This window comes from [Pseudomonas] carboxydohydrogena, from assembly GCF_029030725.1.
Lineage (GTDB): Bacteria > Pseudomonadota > Alphaproteobacteria > Rhizobiales > Xanthobacteraceae > Afipia > Afipia carboxydohydrogena.
The window spans coordinates 707,733-724,154 of record NZ_CP113162.1 but is presented as its reverse complement, the minus strand read 5'-3'; the positions used below and the strand labels follow the sequence as shown (position 1 = coordinate 724,154).

General features: G+C 64.8%; 18 protein-coding genes. 5 read left to right on the top strand and 13 right to left on the bottom strand.

Features of this window, described 5'->3' with window-relative positions; genetic code table 11:
* Positions 1-5: 5 nt before the first annotated feature.
* Positions 6-1,205: a DUF2125 domain-containing protein gene (locus AFIC_RS03455; RefSeq protein ID WP_275247784.1), complete on the bottom strand. Its 1,200-nt coding sequence runs from the start codon at positions 1,203-1,205 to the stop codon at positions 6-8.
* 109 nt (positions 1,206-1,314) lie between these two features.
* Here AFIC_RS03455 and AFIC_RS03450 point away from each other — a divergent pair, with 109 nt between their 5' ends.
* Positions 1,315-1,899, top strand: coding sequence for a gamma-glutamylcyclotransferase (locus AFIC_RS03450; protein WP_275247783.1), 585 nt, complete (start codon positions 1,315-1,317; stop codon positions 1,897-1,899).
* A gap of 12 nt (positions 1,900-1,911) precedes the next feature.
* On the opposite strand, the gene AFIC_RS03445 is transcribed toward AFIC_RS03450, so the two are convergent.
* The 4 genes from AFIC_RS03445 to ftsE all read right to left on the bottom strand — a co-directional run bounded on the left by AFIC_RS03445 (position 1,912) and on the right by ftsE (position 5,109).
* Entirely contained in the window at positions 1,912-2,679 is a 768-nt protein-coding gene (locus tag AFIC_RS03445) for a lysophospholipid acyltransferase family protein (RefSeq protein ID WP_275247782.1), read from the bottom strand.
* Positions 2,679-3,389 (bottom strand): YdcF family protein, encoded by a 711-nt coding sequence (locus AFIC_RS03440; RefSeq protein WP_275247781.1) that lies wholly within the window; start codon positions 3,387-3,389, stop codon positions 2,679-2,681. Before AFIC_RS03440 ends, AFIC_RS03445 begins: the two co-directional genes overlap by 1 nt.
* A gap of 104 nt (positions 3,390-3,493) precedes the next feature.
* Positions 3,494-4,426: a cell division protein FtsX gene (locus AFIC_RS03435; RefSeq protein ID WP_275247780.1), complete on the bottom strand. Its 933-nt coding sequence runs from the start codon at positions 4,424-4,426 to the stop codon at positions 3,494-3,496.
* Between the two features lie 23 nt (positions 4,427-4,449).
* On the bottom strand, positions 4,450-5,109 hold the full coding sequence (ftsE, locus tag AFIC_RS03430) for a cell division ATP-binding protein FtsE (protein ID WP_009337508.1): 660 nt from the start codon (positions 5,107-5,109) through the stop codon (positions 4,450-4,452).
* A gap of 171 nt (positions 5,110-5,280) precedes the next feature.
* Here ftsE and AFIC_RS03425 point away from each other — a divergent pair, with 171 nt between their 5' ends.
* Both AFIC_RS03425 and AFIC_RS03420 read left to right on the top strand, forming a co-directional pair.
* The gene (locus AFIC_RS03425; protein WP_275247779.1) at positions 5,281-6,141 is read left to right on the top strand and encodes an MJ0042-type zinc finger domain-containing protein; all 861 of its coding nucleotides are present in this window, start codon (positions 5,281-5,283) and stop codon (positions 6,139-6,141) included.
* The gene (locus tag AFIC_RS03420) at positions 6,141-6,521 is read left to right on the top strand and encodes a response regulator (RefSeq protein ID WP_275247778.1); all 381 of its coding nucleotides are present in this window, start codon (positions 6,141-6,143) and stop codon (positions 6,519-6,521) included. The genes AFIC_RS03425 and AFIC_RS03420 overlap by 1 nt, the downstream gene beginning before the upstream one ends.
* Here AFIC_RS03420 and AFIC_RS03415 read toward each other — a convergent pair.
* The 4 genes from AFIC_RS03415 to argH form a co-directional block, all read right to left on the bottom strand.
* Positions 6,515-9,031, bottom strand: a complete 2,517-nt coding sequence (locus AFIC_RS03415) for a TIGR02302 family protein (RefSeq protein ID WP_275247777.1) — start codon at positions 9,029-9,031, stop codon at positions 6,515-6,517. The genes AFIC_RS03420 and AFIC_RS03415 overlap by 7 nt on opposite strands.
* A 101-nt stretch (positions 9,032-9,132) precedes the next feature.
* Positions 9,133-10,398, bottom strand: a complete 1,266-nt coding sequence (gene lysA / locus AFIC_RS03410) for a diaminopimelate decarboxylase (RefSeq protein WP_275247776.1) — start codon at positions 10,396-10,398, stop codon at positions 9,133-9,135.
* Between the two features lie 6 nt (positions 10,399-10,404).
* Positions 10,405-10,707, bottom strand: a complete 303-nt coding sequence (lptM, locus tag AFIC_RS03405; protein ID WP_275247775.1) for an LPS translocon maturation chaperone LptM — start codon at positions 10,705-10,707, stop codon at positions 10,405-10,407.
* 81 nt (positions 10,708-10,788) lie between these two features.
* Positions 10,789-12,186, bottom strand: coding sequence for an argininosuccinate lyase (gene argH, locus AFIC_RS03400; RefSeq protein WP_275247774.1), 1,398 nt, complete (start codon positions 12,184-12,186; stop codon positions 10,789-10,791).
* Between the two features lie 73 nt (positions 12,187-12,259).
* On the opposite strand from argH, the gene tlpA reads away from it, so the two are divergent.
* Together tlpA and AFIC_RS03390 are read left to right on the top strand one after the other, a co-directional pair.
* Complete coding sequence (tlpA, locus tag AFIC_RS03395; RefSeq protein WP_275247773.1) at positions 12,260-12,919, top strand: thiol:disulfide interchange protein TlpA; 660 nt, start codon at positions 12,260-12,262, stop codon at positions 12,917-12,919.
* 79 nt (positions 12,920-12,998) lie between these two features.
* On the top strand, positions 12,999-13,358 hold the full coding sequence (locus AFIC_RS03390; RefSeq protein ID WP_275247772.1) for a DUF1428 domain-containing protein: 360 nt from the start codon (positions 12,999-13,001) through the stop codon (positions 13,356-13,358).
* On the opposite strand, the gene AFIC_RS03385 is transcribed toward AFIC_RS03390, so the two are convergent.
* The 4 genes from AFIC_RS03385 to AFIC_RS03370 form a co-directional block, all read right to left on the bottom strand.
* Complete coding sequence (locus AFIC_RS03385) at positions 13,355-13,546, bottom strand: putative motility protein (RefSeq protein ID WP_275247771.1); 192 nt, start codon at positions 13,544-13,546, stop codon at positions 13,355-13,357. The two genes, AFIC_RS03390 and AFIC_RS03385, sit on opposite strands and share 4 nt — an antisense overlap.
* Positions 13,547-13,619: 73 nt before the next feature.
* Complete coding sequence (locus AFIC_RS03380) at positions 13,620-14,501, bottom strand: 3-hydroxybutyryl-CoA dehydrogenase (RefSeq protein WP_275247770.1); 882 nt, start codon at positions 14,499-14,501, stop codon at positions 13,620-13,622.
* 109 nt (positions 14,502-14,610) lie between these two features.
* Positions 14,611-15,555: an electron transfer flavoprotein subunit alpha/FixB family protein gene (locus AFIC_RS03375; RefSeq protein WP_275247769.1), complete on the bottom strand. Its 945-nt coding sequence runs from the start codon at positions 15,553-15,555 to the stop codon at positions 14,611-14,613.
* Complete coding sequence (locus tag AFIC_RS03370) at positions 15,555-16,301, bottom strand: electron transfer flavoprotein subunit beta/FixA family protein (RefSeq protein ID WP_275247768.1); 747 nt, start codon at positions 16,299-16,301, stop codon at positions 15,555-15,557. The genes AFIC_RS03375 and AFIC_RS03370 overlap by 1 nt, the downstream gene beginning before the upstream one ends.
* Positions 16,302-16,422 lie beyond the last annotated feature (121 nt).

The following is a 16,422-nucleotide window of genomic DNA, read 5'->3' as shown; positions in this document are numbered from 1 at the left end:
GCCGCCTAGAACAGCGCCGGGGTCTGCGCCACGCGCAGCGGCCCGAGCAGCAGCGCACCGTCCATGAAGCGCAGCGTGATCGCGCGCGCGGGACGGCCTTCCAGCGTGGTCTGCTGACCGATCAGATTCAGCCCCGCGATCAGTCCCGCATTGGCGTTCTTGCGCGCGACACGTCCAAGCCCCGGAATGATCCGGTCGAGCGAATCGATCACCTTGTTGACGTCCTGCGTCGAGACGCCCGGCGCGACATTCGACGGCGGCGCGCCTTCGGCGAGGGCCTTCTCAAGGCCGAGCGCGGGCACGATCTTCTCGAATCCCGCGATCGTCATCTGCAACTGGCCATCGAGATGCCCGCTCGGGGTCAGGCTGAGCGTGCCCGCCGCCACCGCGACGGTATCGCCCTGCTGGATACGCGATTCGGTGACGTCGATGCCGCCGCCATTGGCCTGAATCTCGCGAAACCGCTCCGGCCACGGCTTCGGCGAAAAATCGTTGAGCCCGCGCAGCTTCACGTGAATGGTTTCATCGAACGGCGTCGCCAGCACCGGATGAACGTCCTGCACGCTGGCGCCCTCGCTGCGCAACACGCTCTCGATCACCGGATGATCGTGGAGTTCGCCCTCCACCAGCCGGACATGCCACTCCAGATGCCTGGCGCTGAAAAACGGCGCGGTCACGCCCGCCACGATCCGCTCGACGACGGGATCGTTGAACTCCATGGAAATGCGCTTGGGCACCGACGGCAGACCCGCGGCGCTGGCATGGCCGAGCGTCCAGTTGGCGGTCGCGAACGGCTGCTGCCCGGTTTCTCCGACCGTCACCGGCCCGGTAAATTCCGCGATCACGCGGGTGGGGTCGTAAATCTGGGCGACGGCGAGAATCTGGCTCAGCTTCGCCGTCAGCGGCGTTTTGGTGGCGAATTGCTGCGCGGTCTGCGCCGTCAGCGAGACCACCGGATCGGCGCAGCGCACCTCGAAGCGGAACGGAAAGCCGCCGACATCGCGCCGCGCGCAATTATAGAGGCGCCCCGATTTCGCCTCGCGCTCCTGCCATCCCTTGAACTGCACATCGACCTGATTGGCGGCATAGAACCAGAATCCGCTCCAGCCGATGGCGGCGAGCAGCAGCAGCGCGGACGGAACAAAAACCGGCCACAACCGGCGGCGGCGAGGCAAAGAAGCGCGTGGTTCGGCATAAGTCATCATAGGCGGTCCCAGAGCATTCAAATCCGGCGGATGAAAGACACTCATCGCCGCGTTAGGCCTTGAAGTCCAGTCGAACAGATATGATGATTCACTCAAGAAGGCGCGATTCATGGCGATGAGACCCATTCCCGACGAAGACCTGCCCCGGGGGGACCTGTGGGTGTTCGGCTATGGATCGCTGATGTGGCGCCCCGGCTTTGAGTACATGGCCGAATTTCCCGCGCGCCTGATCGGCGAACACCGCGCCTTGTGCGTCTTTTCGCACCACCATCGCGGCACGGCGGAACGGCCGGGCCTCGTGCTCGGGCTCGACCGTGGCGGCACCTGTCAGGGCACCGTGTTCCGTGTCGCGGAAAGCCTGCGGAAGGCCACGCTCGACTATTTGCGCGAGCGCGAGCAGATCACCGGCGTCTACCGCGAGGTGCTGCGCTCGGTCTGGATCGAGGGTGATGCCCGCGAACGGGTTCAGGCGCTGGCCTTCGTGGTCGATCGCAGCCACCCGCAATATGCCGGGGCGCTCACGGTGGAGCAGCAGTTACATTATGTCGCGCACAGCCACGGCGCTTCCGGGGCCAATCGCGACTACGTGATCTCGACGGTGAAAACGCTGGAAGCCCGCGGCTGCCGCGACGAACAGCTCCATCGTCTCGTCGCGCTCCTGCAAAATGAAGTGCCGTTGCAAAAAGCGGAATGATCCGCAGGCCGCTTACGGCGCGGAAAATCCCATGATCCGCTCCTGCTCGGCGCGCCCTTCCCGGATCAGGCGATTGCTCGCATCCTCGATCGCGGACGAGACCTGCGCGGTGAAGTCGTCGCGTGCCAGCCCTGCCGGAATAGGTTTCAGGAATTCCACCACCAGCGTGCCGGGATAACGCAGGAAGGTGCGGCGCGGCCAGAACAACCCCGAGTTCAGCGCCACCGGCAGGCAGGTGACGCCACAACCGACATAGATCTGGCTGACGCCGACCTTGTAATCCGGCGGCGCGCCCACGGGCCGCCGCGTACCTTCGGGGAAAATGATGAGCTGTCGCCCGCGCTGGACCTGATCGCGCGCGCTCTTCATCATCTTCAGCAAAGCGCGCCCGCCCGACTCGCGGTCGAGGCCGATCATCTGCGCCTTGACGAGATACCAGCCGAAAAACGGAATCCGCGTCAGCTCGCGCTTGAGGATGAACAGCGGCTGATCGAAGAACGGCATCAGCGCGAAGGTCTCCCACGCCGACTGATGCTTGGACGCGACGAGCAGAGGTCCCTCCGGAATATTCTCGACGCCGCGATATTCCACCTTCACGTTGCAGATCAGCGTCAGGAGCCACGCGCTGGTGCGCGCCCATGTCTTGGCGATCCAGATGATGCCCCAGCGCGGCATCGCGTAGGTCGGCAGGCCGATCACGCACCACAGGATCGTGTTGAGATAGAACACGACGTTGTAGACCAGCGACCGCACGAACAGCGAAAACTTCGTCATGCGCATCAACCGGCCGATACTGATGGTCTGGACACCGCGCCGCTTTTGGCGGGCTGCTCCTCCCACTCGGGGAAATTGATGCCGAACGCCGCGAGGCGCACGCGAACCTGCGCAACGAGATATTTCACGTATTCAAGCGCCACCAGCCGCACCCCGGCGGGACTGTTCCACCACGGCTCCCCGCGCCATGCTTCGCTGACCACGGGATAGAAGATGAGATCGATGTCGGGCATCGCGTGCGTCAATTCCACGGTGGCGCGCGGCATATGGTAATTCGAGGTCACCACGATCAGCGAGCGGTAGCCGCGCTCCTTCACCCAGCGTTGCGTCTCGATGGCGTTGCTGCGGGTGTTGACGGCGGAACGGTCGAGGTCGACGCAGCATTTCAGCAGCGCCTCTCTCTCCGGCTGCGCCCGCAGGATGTCAGCGGTGCCGTTGGCGGGATGCACGCCGGAAATCAGGAGCCGCTTGCCGTACCCCTTCGACAACAGATCGAGCGCATCCGCCACGCGCGAAGCGCCGCCGGTCAGCACCACGATGCCATCGGCATGGCGGTCAGGCTTGCTTTCCTCGGAGCGCAGTTGCGAGGCGAACCAGGCAAATCCGGCAAGAAAGATAATCAGGAATGAGAACAAAAACCGCGTCACCGGCCAGCCGCCGGCGCGCGCCCGCGCTTCGGCCTCGCTCATTTTCGAATGATCCGGCCTGCCGGTCATGACCGTGATGCGCTCCGTCCCGATCGTATCGTTTCCCCGCGCCCAAAATGCCCGAACCGGCTGCCGCCCGCAATCACTCCCACGACATCATTCCCAGGCCCGTCTCAATCGATCTCGTCGAGGGTCGCGAACAGCGTGCGGCGCGACGCCCATGCCGTGACGGCGGCAATCAGCATCGCCTGCCCCGCGAGCACGAGATATCCGGATGCCGGCAGCGCGAAGGTGCCGAGGAGTGCCGCGAACTGGTCGCCGGCCGGGGTGCCGGAAAACCAGCTTGCGATGGATTCCGAGAATCCGAACACCAGAATCGCGGCTATGCCGCCGATCGCGCCGCCTTCGAGGCCCAGTTGAAGGAAGTGCCGGAAGAAACGATTGGCGATGAAGCGGTCCTGCGCGCCGACGAAATGCAGCACCTCGACAATCGGCCGGTTGGCGGACATCGCGCCGCGGGTGGCGAACGACACCGAGATCACGGTGGCAAGGATCACAAGGGCGAGAACGCCCGTTCCCGCCAGCACGATCGCGCTGCTCATCGAGCGCATCCGCTCGATCCATGCCCGATGGTCATCCACCGTCGCCGAGGGCGCGATCGCCACGAGGCGCTGTTGCAGCCCCGCGATGTCGATCGCGCCGCCGACCCGCGCCACGATGATGCGCGGCACCGGCAGGTCGTCGATGGAAAAGCCGGTGCCGAGCCATGGCTCGAGCAGCTTGGCGGATTCTTCCTTGGTGAAAGCGCGCGCATCGACGATGCCGCTCTCGCCGCGCACGGCGTCGGTCACCGCCTTGACGTCGCGGTCGATATCGCGCCCGGAGGTCGCACGCACCTGAATGGTGATTTCGCTCGCGACATCCGACTGCCATTGGGCGGCGGAGGCCCGCACCAGCAGCACCGCGCCGGTGGTGATGGAGGCGAGAAACGTCATGATCGCGACCACCGCGACCAGCGCCCGGCCGGACATCGAGCCGCGCGGCACGATCGGCGAGACGTTGCGCGACGGCCCATCGTCCCCGGTCTGGTAGCGCGCATCAGTCACGGCGGTGCACCCGAGCGAAAAGCCTACTCATAGATATGCAGCCTGGATTCATGAAGGACCATGCGGCGCGCCTGATACTGATCCATCAAGGCGATATCGTGGGTGGCGATGATGACGGCGGTCCCGGTCTTGTTGAGCTGGATGAAGAGATTGAGCAGCCGCCGCGCCAGCGACGGATCGACGTTGCCGGTGGGCTCGTCGGCGAGCAGAATCTGCGGCCGCGCGATCACCGCACGCGCGATCGCCGCGCGCTGCTTCTCGCCGCCGGACAGGATCGGCGGCAATGCATCCATCCGCTCGCCGAGGCCGACCCATTTCAGCAGATCGATCACCTCGCGGCGATAGCTCGATTCATCCTTGCCCATGACGCGGAACGGCAGCGCCACGTTCTCATACGTCGTCATGTGATCGAGCAGGCGGAAGTCCTGCAACACGATGCCGATGCGCTGGCGCAGCCGCGCGATGGCATTCTTGTCCAGGAGCGAGATATCCTGCCCGAACATGTTGACGAGGCCGCGCGTCGGCCGCAGCGACAGGAACAGCATCCGCAGCAGCGAGGTCTTGCCCGCGCCGGAAGGGCCGGTGAGGAACTGAAAGGAATGCGCCGGTATCTGGAAGGTCAGATCCCGCAACACCTCCGGACCAAGCCCATAGCGCAAACCGACATTTTCGAATCGGACCAAGCTCAGCTCCGTTCGGAAAGGGGCGCGAATTCCATGGCGGGAACAATTCCGCCGCGAAGCAGGGAAATATCTCTCGCCAGTCTCGGTACCAGTCTTGGGGCCGTTATGGTTTCCGATTCGTTAACGGACGCCGCATAGACTGCGGGCGGCTCACTCTCGGCGATTCGATTTATGCAGATCATCTGTCCCCATTGTACGACATTCTACGACGTGGACTCGTCCAAATTCGGCGCCGCCGGCCGCAATGTCCGCTGCGCGCGCTGCGGCGAGACCTGGCTCGCGAAGCCGGAATCCGCCTCCGCGATGGCGGGCCCCGACCCGTTCGAGGAGGTCGATGCGGGCTGGGGTCTGGCGGCGGAAACGCCGGTCCGAGAGGAGGAAACCCCTCACGTTCAAAGCCCCTCGATCGCAGCGGACTGGCGGGATGAATATGCCGCTCACGAGGCAATCGATGGCGAGGATGAACCTCGCGCTTCCCGCGCCCCGGAATGGCTGCAAAGCCTGCTGCGCCCGCTGCGGCCTGTCCTCCATGCTCCTGCCGTGTCCGGCATCGCATCCCGCATTCCGGGCGTGCCGCACCTGCGGCTGCCGAAGGTCAGCCTGGCTTTCATCAGCACCGCGATGGCGGCCGTCTGTCTTGGCCTCATTATCTGGCGCGCCGATGTCGTGCGGCTGATGCCGCAGACCGGCCCGTTCTTCAAAATGACGGGGCTCGGCGTCAATCTGCGCGGGCTTGAGTTCGACAAGCTCAAGCTCTCCTCGGAGATGGTGAACGGCAAATCCGTGCTGGTAATTCAGGGGGCGATGAAAAACATCACCCGCAAGCCGGTCGAACTGCCGCGCCTGCGCTTCATCGTCCGCGACCAGAACGGCGCCGATATCTACGCATGGAATTCCGTGCTGGAGCAGCCGGTGCTGAAGGCCAACGAGCGGCTGGCGTTCAAATCCCGTCTCGCCTCGCCGCCAGCAGAAGGCCGGGAAATCGCCGTCCGGTTCTTCCAGCGCCGGGATATCGGGGCCGGGGCGACCTGATGGCGAAAATCCTGATCGCCGACGACGAGGAGTCGATGCGCCTCCTCGTCGCCCGCGCCATCGCGATGGACGGCCACGACATCACGACCGCCGAGGACGGCGCGGAGGCCCTCGACATCATCACCCGCGCCGACGGCGCGTTCGACCTGCTGCTGACCGACATCAAGATGCCGGTGATGGACGGCATCGCGCTCGCGCTCGCGGTCGCGCGCGACTACCCGAAGCTCACGATCCTCCTGATGACCGGCTTTGCCGACCAGCGCGAACGCGCCTCGGGTCTCGAGGCCATCGTACATGACGTGGTGACGAAACCGTTCGCGATCGCCGACATCCGCACCGCCGTCGCCGACGCGCTGGCCTCGCGGCCCGACGCTCAATAGTCCTTCAACAGCCGCTCGATGTAGTCGAGTTCGATCTGCGGACGGTACGAGTCGCCGAGCCGCCGCCGCAGTTCTTCCAGAATGCGGCGGACGCGCTGCACGTCGATCTCGCCGGGAATCTTCACGCTCTGGTCGTCGCTGTAATCGCGCCCCTTCAGCGGCCGCCCGAGCGGATCGGTCTCCTGCCCACCGCTCTGGCGCTGGCCGAAGCGATTGCCCTGTTGGCCTTCGCCCTCGCCCTGATTCTGCTGCGCGAGATTCTGCGCGCCCTTCTTCAACGCATCGACCGCGCGACCCTGCGCATCCGTTGCGCCACTTGCGCTGCCCTGACCGAGCTGGCCTCCCGCTTCGCCCATCGCGTTGTCGGCGTCGCCGAGCGGATTGCTCTCGCTCAACTCGCCGTTCTCGCCGGGCTGTTTGCCGCCCTGCTGGGGCATCATGCCCTTCTGCTTCATGCCGTCGAGCAGCTTCTGCAAGCGGTCGCGCAGGTTCTGCTGCTCGCGTTGCAGATCGCCCATCGCGCTGCGGCCGTCCTGCTGATCGCGATGCGAATTGCGCGAATTCTGCCCCTCGTTATAGGTCCTATCGCGCAACTGCTGCTGCTTGCGGGCGAGATCGCTCAATTCGTTGAGCGCCTGCTGCATGTCCTGATCGCCCTGCCCCGGCTGCGCCATTTGCAGGTTTTCCAGCATCTGCTGCATCTGTTCGAGCAGTTGCTGGGCTGCCTCCTTGTCGCCGGAACGCGCCAGACGCTCCATGCGGTCGATCATCGCCTTGAGATCCTGCTCGCTCATCACCCGCGCGTTGCGGTCGAGCGGGCGCGCCAGTTCCTGCGGATTCTTTTGCAACTGCTGCGCCAGTTGCCGCAGATAGTCGCTCAGCGCCGCGCGCAGATCCTGCGTGAGCTTCCTGATTTCCTCGTCGCTCGCGCCGCGTTCCAGCGCCTGCTTCAGCGCATCCTGCGCCGCGCGCAACGCCTTCTCGACATCGGTGACGTTCTTGTCCTCGATCGCCACCGCCAGCGCCCACAGGTTGTCCACCGTGCCGCGCAACGCCTCGCGGGTGTTGGCATGCGCGAGCTGGTTGGCAACGGCATGGAGGCCGAGATACTCGCCCGACTCCGGCGTGAACGCCTGCGGCGCGACCAGAAGCGCTTCCAGCGCGATCATCACCAGCGGCTTCTGGCTGGCGTCGAGCGCCAGAAGGCGGCGCTGCTCGATCAGGGCCCGCGCCAGCGGCTTGTTGAAGACACGTTGCGGCAGCCGCATGTTGAAAGGCTCGCTGCGCCCTTCGTTGCCGGCTTCGTCCCGGGCCGTCAGGGTCAGCGTGACCTCCGCGCCCGCATAAGGATGCTCGCTCAGATCCTTCACGGTCTGGCCGACGCCCGTTTTCGTCCGCGCGTTCGGCAAGCCCAGGGCAAACGCGATCGGGTCGTACAGCGGCGAGGTGGCTTTTTCCGGCGTGCCGTCGTCATCCGCATTGCGAAGGGCGATATGCGCCTGCGCCTGCGTGACGCCGTAGTCGTCCTCGAGCTTGTAGGACAGCGACAGGCCGCCATGCGCCTGCCGCTCGGGGTCCTTCGCCAGCGCAATTGTAGGCGCATGGTCGGGAATCGCCCTGAACGACCATTGCGGCAGCGAGGACGGCGAGCGGACCCGCGCGCTGCCATCGGTCGCGATGGTGAAGCGGCGCTCGTCGGTGCCCTTCGGCTTGCCTTCGGTGTCCGTGGCCGCGGCGACGCCGCCGCTCAGGCTGACGTCGAGCGAACCGCCGCTGGCGCGCACGATCAGCGTGCTGCCCGCCGGAACCGAGATCGGCTCCCCGGCGGAAGCCGCCTTCTGCGGACCTGAGATCACGACCGGCGGGCGGTTGGTGTAGGGCGGCGGATCGATCCAGGCATCGATGCGCGCCGGAGTGCCCGAGAACATCCCGTTCCAATCGAATGCCTGCATGAGGCGCGCGGTCCGCTCGTCACCGGCGGCGATGAAGGTCGCGATCAGCAACAGGATAGCCGCCGCGCGCAGCGCCAGCGGATCGTGACGCGGCAGGCCCGGCGACGGCAGCCGCGCGCGGATGCGGTCGAGCGAGGCCCGCATCCGCGCGCGTTGCGCGTTCCACAAGGCCAGCGCCACCGGGTCTTCCGACTTCAGCGTGTCGGTCAGCGCGGTCGCGGGACGATGAACGATGCCGGAATCGAGATCGAGACGCCGCAGCGCCTCCTCGCGGGCGGGCCAGCGGAAGCGCACCAGCGGCACCAGCGCCGCAAGACCGGCGATGGCGAAAACCGTCACGCCCGCGACACGCAGGACAAACGGCGCCACCGCCCACGCGCCTGCCCAGGATGCGGCGAGAAACAGACCGACGACCGTCAACACGCGCGCCAGCGACGGCCACAGCCGCTCCCACGCGATCGCAAACCGCGCGCGCTGCACCGCGCGGGCGATCGTCTGGCGCAGCACATCCTCCTCGGTAGGAGGCGTCCGCGGGGAATCGGGGGTCTGGCCGCTCACGAAAATCTCCGGTTGAACGAAGATCAGCCTATCACGGCGGCCTCAATGAGGCACGGCCGGAACCCGGCCCTGCCCACGCTAAAGGGTCACAGCCAAATCACTTAGAGCCAGGGCGCGATCCGGTCCATCGCGATCAATTGCGCGGCATCGATGCGCGGGCGGACCACGGCATATTGATCGCCCTTGACCAGAACCTCCGGCACCAGAGCGCGGGTATTGTAGGTGCCGGCCTGCACCGCGCCATAGGCCCCCGACGACATCACCGCCACGAGATCGCCCGCCTTCAGTGCGGGCAGATGACGCCCGAGCGCGAGGTAATCGCCGGTTTCGCACACCGGTCCGACCACGTCGGCCACGATGCCATCCCCCGGAGACGATGCCTTGCGCACGGGAATGATGTCGTGATGCGCCTCGTACAGCGTCGGCCGGATCAAATCGTTCATCGCCGCGTCGATGATGACGAAATTGCGCGCCTCGCCATGCTTCACATAGATCACGCGGCTGACGAGAATTCCGGCATTGCCGACGATCATCCGCCCGGGCTCGAACATCAGGGTGCAGTCGAATCCCCTGGTGACGCGCCTGACCACCTCCGCATAAGCATCCGGCGCCGGCGGCACCGGCAGGTCGCTCTCATAGGGAATGCCGAGGCCGCCGCCAAAATCGATGTGATCGATCGCATGACCGTCGGCGCGCAAGGTGCGCACGAAATCGACCAGCAGCGTGAAGGCCGACTCCATCGGGCCGAGATCGGTGATCTGGCTGCCGATATGCATGTCGACGCCGGTGACGCGAATGCCCGGCAGCTTCGCCGCCCGCGCATAGACCGCGCGCGCGCCGTCCAGCGGAATCCCGAACTTGTTCTCCGACTTGCCGGTGGAAATCTTGGCGTGGCCGCCCGCGCCGATATCGGGATTGAGCCGCAGCGAAATGCGCGCGGTGTGGCCGGTCTCGTGCGCGATGCGCGAGAGCAGATCGAGTTCGGGCTCGGACTCGACATTAATGCAGAGGATGTTCCCGGCGAGCGCCTGACGCAACTCGTCTTCCGTCTTGCCGACGCCGGAGAACACGATCTTCTCAGCCGGGATGCCCGCGGCGCGCGCGCGCATCAATTCGCCGCCCGAGACGACATCCGCGCCCGCGCCGAGCCGCGCCAGCGTGCGCAGCACCGACTGGTTGGAATTCGCCTTCATGGCGTAGCACACGAGCGTGTCGAGACCCGCGAATGCCTCGATGAACACGCGGTAGTGCCGCTCCAGCGTCGCGGTCGAATAGCAATAGAACGGCGTGCCGACGCTCTCCGCCAGACGGCCTATATCGACGTCCTCGGCATGAAGAACGCCGTTACGATAATGGAAGTGATGCATGGCCGCTCAATCCAGGATCGGATCGAGAATAATGCGCTTCTTCTCGCCGCGAGGCGCGACCATCTGCCTGCCGCCCTGACTTCCGGACGGCGCAAAGAGCGTCTCGTCGGCCGACGAACCGGGCGATGCCTGCGAACGATAGGTCTGCGTGTTGCTGCCCTCGACCTCGGTCTGCGAGGGTGTCAGCGCAGCGCCGGGCGGCAGATCGAGCGGTCCCTTCCGGCCGCAGCCGCCAAGTGCGCAGGCCGACAGAATCAACCCAAGCGCAGCGAGCTTCGACCAGGAAACGTGAGAAACGAGACGGTTCACGGCAGTGTCCTTGAATTCGGCCGCACCATACAAAGAACGGCTGCCGCTGGCGAGGCCCCCGCGCCGTCAATCTTCGGCCTGTCAGCCCGATTTTTGCTCTTTTTCCAGCCGCATCAGCCAGTTTTTCGCCTGTTCACGCACGTTTTCCGGAGCGGTGCCGCCGAAGCTGGTGCGGCTCTCCACCGAGGCTTCCACCGACAGCACGCCGAACACATCTTCGGTGATGGCAGGCTCGACGGCCTGCATGTCGGCCAGCGGTAATTTGTGCAGCGCCAGTCCCGCCTCCGCCGCCTTGGCGACGATCCGGCCCGTGACGTGATGCGCCTCGCGGAACGGCATCTTCAGTGTCCGCACCAACCAGTCGGCCAGATCGGTCGCCGTCGCATAGCCTTCACCGGCGGCCACCTTCATGCGCGCCTCGTCCGGTTCGATGTCGAGCACCATGCCGGTGATGGCGCGGATCGCCAGCGACATCGCGGCGAACGCTTCCATCGCGCCCGCCTTGTCCTCCTGCATGTCCTTCTGATAGGCGAGCGGCAGGCCCTTCATCACCATCAGGAGCGCGTTCAGCGAGCCGACAATGCGGCCGGTCTTGGCGCGCACCAGTTCGGCCGCATCGGGATTGCGCTTCTGCGGCATGATCGAGGAGCCGGTGGTGAACTTGTCCGACAGATGGACGAGCCCGACCAGCGGCGAGGTCCAGATCACGATTTCCTCGGCGAAGCGCGACAGATGCACCGCCGCGATGGAGCACGCGGACAGTGTCTCCAGCACGAAGTCGCGATCCGAAACCGCGTCGAGCGAGTTCGCCATCGGCCGCTCGAAACCGAGCGCCGATGCCGTCGCGCGCCGGTCGATCGGGAACGAGGTGCCCGCAAGGGCGGCCGCGCCGAGCGGATTTTCATTGAGGCGCTTGCGCGCATCGGCGAAACGCCCGCGATCGCGCGCGACCATTTCGACATAGGCCAGAAGATGATGGCCGAACGTCACCGGCTGCGCGGTCTGCAAATGCGTGAATCCCGGCATCACCGTTCCGGCATGCTCGAGCGCACGCTTCACCAGCGCCCGTTGCAGCGAGGCGAGATCGTCATCGAACGAGTCGATCGCATCGCGCACATAAAGGCGAAAATCTGTCGCGACCTGATCGTTGCGCGAACGCGCGGTATGCAGGCGGCCCGCAGCGGGGCCGATCAACTCTCCGAGCCTGCTCTCCACATTCATGTGAATGTCTTCGAGCGCGCGTTTGAAAGTGAACGTGCCCGCTTTGATCTCTGACAAAATCGTGTCTAGACCACCGGCGATGTTTTTTGCATCGTTGGCGGTAATGATCCCTTGCGCGGCCAGCATGGCTGCGTGAGCCTTTGACGCGGCGATGTCCTGGGCATAGAGGTGCTGATCGACGTCGATCGAGACGTTGATTTCCTCCATGATCGCATCGGGGCTCTCTCCGAAGCGGCCGCCCCACATCTTGTTGCTCATGACCGATGACTCACGACTGATAACTTACGACTGCCGACCTGACTTCACATTCAATCCGCGATAAATAGCACCAATGACCGAACAGACACCGCCGACCCGTTCCCGCCCCCGCATTCCCATGGCGCTTGCCACCGTTATTATCGGCGTTGGCGTCGCCACTGTGGCGATATACGGGATGCGAGGCATGCAAGGCAATGCGTCTGGCGACCCGGTTTGCCGCCCGGCGGTCAATCTCGCGCAGAAACTCAAGCCTCTCGCCCAGGGCGAAGTCGCCGCGTTAACCATGGCCTCGCAGCCGCTGCGGGTCCCGGATCTCACTTTCGACGACGCCTCCGGTAAATCGCGCAAGCTGTCGGAATTCCGTGGCCGCACCCTTCTGGTGAATTTGTGGGCGACATGGTGCGTGCCGTGCCGCAAGGAGATGCCGGCGCTCGACCAGCTTCAGGCCAAGCTCGGCGGGCCGAAATTCGAGGTCGTCGCTGTCAATATCGACACTCGCGACCCCGAGAAGCCGAAGGACTTCCTGAAAGACGGCGGCCTCACCCATCTGGGCTATTTCTACGACAACAGCGCCAAGGTGTTTCAGGACCTGAAGGCCGCCGGGCGCGCGCTCGGCATGCCGACCTCGATGCTGGTCGATCCTTCGGGCTGCGAAATCGCGACCATCGCGGGCCCCGCCGAATGGGCCAGCGGCGATGCGATCAAGCTCGTGACCGCGGCCCTCGGACAATAGGCCGCCCTTCTTTCCTTACATTCGTCGCCTTTGACGGCGTCCATGTCGCTGCGATGCATCAGCAGCGAAAGGGCCTGTCATGCAATATATCGACGGATTCATCGTCCCTGTGCCGAAGAAGAAGCTCGCCGCCTACCGGGCGCTCGCCCGCAAGGCCGGCAAAGTCTGGCGTGAGCACGGCGCGCTCGAATATCGCGAATGCGTGGCCGAGGACGTCAAACCCGGCAAGCTGACCTCGTTTCCGCAGAGCGTGAAACTGAAACCGCAGGAGACCGTGGTGTTCTCCTGGATCGTCTACAAATCGCGCAAGCATCGCGACCGCGTCAACGCCAAGGTGATGAAGGACCCGCGTCTCGCCGGCATGATGGACGCCAGGAAGCTGCCGTTCGACGGCAAGCGGATGATCTATGGTGGCTTCGAGATGATGCTGAAATTCTAGGCGAAAATATCGAGCTGCCCGCCGATACCCGCCGCATTGTTCGCGGCGGGGGCGTTTTGCGCGGGCGCAAGCAGTTGCAGCACCGAGCCTTGCGCGTTCAGTTGCGATTTGAGCACGCTGGTCGCGATCTGCTGCTGGGTATTTCCAGCCTGCATCGCCATCGCTGCGGCAACGAGACTCATATCCATGGCGCGCTCATCCTGTTCGAGACAGGCAAACTAACCCGCGAAGGTTAACAATCTCGAACCGGTGCGCGGCGCGTCAGCGCGTCGGAACCGGCTTGTCGCCGCGATAGTCGTAGAAGCCGCGCTGCGACTTGCGGCCGAGCCATCCGGCCTCGACGTACTTCACGAGCAGCGGGCATGGGCGGTATTTCGAATCCGCGAGCCCTTCATGCAGCACCTGCATGATCGACAGACAGGTATCGAGACCGATGAAGTCGGCCAGTTCCAGCGGCCCCATCGGATGGTGCGCGCCGAGCCGCATCGCGGCGTCGATCGCCTGCACGTTGCCGACGCCTTCATAGAGCGTGTAGATCGCCTCGTTGATCATCGGCAGCAGGATGCGGTTGACGATGAAGGCCGGAAAATCTTCCGACACCGCGATCTGCTTGCCGACCCTGGTGACGAAAGCGCGCGCGGCCTCGAACGTGGCGTCGTCGGTGGCGATGCCGCGGATCAACTCCACAAGCTCCATCAGCGGCACCGGATTCATGAAGTGGATGCCGATGAACTTTTCCGGACGATCGGTGGACGCGGCAAGGCGCGTGATCGAGATCGAGGACGTGTTCGAGCCGATGATGGCGTCAGGCTTCAGCACCGCGCACAGGTCGTGGAAGATCTTGCGCTTGACTTCTTCCTTCTCGACCGCGGTCTCGACCACGAGATCGCAGGAGGCGAGGCCGTCCAGCGTTGCCGAGGAACTGATCTTTTTCAGCGCGGCCTGATGCTCCGCTTCGGTGATGACCTTCTTCGTCACCTGTCGCGACAGGTTGCCGTTGATGGTCGCCATCGCCGATTTCAACCGGTCTTCCGAAATATCGTTCAGCACGACATTCATCCCGGCGAGGGCGGCGACATGCGCGATGCCGTTGCCCATCTGACCCGATCCGATCACGCCGATTGACTTGATTTCCTTTGTCATCTTTCCGTCGCCATCCGTTCGCGGCACATCCGCTGCAAGTCTTCGCGGGCCTGCGCTCTCTGTATTACACCAAAACCCCGCCGCCTGCCGGGTCTTCCGGCATGCGTCATTAACGCCGTCGCTTGGCCAGTTCCTCGGTCAGTTCCGGCACGATCTGATAAAGGTCGCCGACCAGACCGTAATCCGCGACCTGGAAAATCGGCGCATCCTCGTCCTTGTTGATCGCCACGATCACCTTCGAATCCTTCATGCCGGCGAGATGCTGGATCGCACCGGAGATGCCGACGGCGATGTAAAGATCGGGCGCGACCACCTTGCCGGTCTGCCCCACCTGCCAGTCGTTCGGCGCATAGCCCGCATCGACGGCGGCGCGCGACGCGCCGACGCCCGCGCCGAGCGTATCGGCCAGCGGCTCGATATATTTCGTGAAGTTCTCCCGGCTCTGCATCGCGCGGCCGCCGGAAACGATCACCTTGGCGGAAGCAAGCTCGGGCCGGTCGCTCTTGGCGACCTCCTCGCCGATATAGGCCGACTTGCCCGGCCCCGCCACCGCCGCGACATCCTCGATTGGCGCGTTGCCGCCGTCCGCAGCGGCCGCGAACGACGAGGTGCGCACCGTGATGACCTTCTTGCCGTCCTTCGACTTCACGGTCTGAATGGCGTTGCCCGCATAGATCGGCCGCTCGAACGTGTCGGAGGCCACGACCTTGGTGATCTCTGAAATCTGCATCACGTCGAGAAGGGCCGCCACGCGCGGCAGCGTGTTCTTGAAGCGCGAGGTCGCGGGCGCGACGATGGCGTCATAATCGCCCGCGATCGAGACGATCAGCGCGGCCAGATTCTCGGCCAGATCGTGAGCATAGGCCGCGTCATCGGCGAGCCGCACCTTGCGCACGCCGGAGAGCTTGGCCGCAGCCTCGGCGGCTGCACGGGCGTTTTGACCCGCGACCAGAATATCGACCTCGCCACCCAGCGCCGCCGCAGCGGTGAGCGCCTTGGCGGTTACGTCCTTCAGCACGCCGTCCGCGTGCTCGGCCATCAATAATGTCGCCATCACAGCACTCCCGCCTCGGTGAGCTTGCCGACGAGTTCGGCCACCGAGGCCACCTTGACGCCAGCGCTACGGCCCGAGGGTTCGGACGTTTTCAGAATTTCGAGACGCGGTGCGAGATCGACGCCGAGTTGGTCCGCCGTGATCTCCTCGATCGGCTTCTTCTTCGCCTTCATGATGTTCGGCAGGCTCGCATAGCGCGGTTCATTCAACCGCAGATCGGTGGTGACGATGGCCGGGCCCTGCAACTGCACCGTCTGCAACCCGCCATCGACTTCGCGCGTCACCTGGATGTTGGCGCCGTCGGCTTCGAGCTTGAACGCGAAGGTCGCCTGCGGCCAGCCGAGCAGCGCCGCCAGCATCTGGCCGGTCTGGTTGGAATCGTCGTCGATCGCCTGCTTGCCGAGAATAACGAGACCCGGCTGCTCGCGCTCCGTGACTGTCTTGAGAACCTTGGCGACCGCGAGCGGCTCGACGGTCGCATCGGTCTTGACGTGAATGCCGCGATCCGCGCCCATCGCGAGCGCGGTGCGGATCGTCTCCGCCGCCTGCGCGGGCCCGATGGACACCGCGACCACCTCGGCCGCTTTCCCGCCCTCTTTTAACCGCAGAGCCTCTTCGACCGCGATTTCATCGAACGGATTCATCGACATCTTGACGTTGGCAAGCTCGACGCCGCTGCCATCGGCTTTGACCCGGATCTTGACGTTGTAGTCGATGACCCGCTTGACCGGCACCAGAACCTTCATGGTTCCCCTTCATTCTGATTTAGTGTGCGCTGCGGAACCTAAAGAGGTCGCCCAGCCGGGTCAACGCGCTTGGACGGTGGAAGGGCTTGAAAGCACCCGAAAGCACAATGGCCGCATCCCG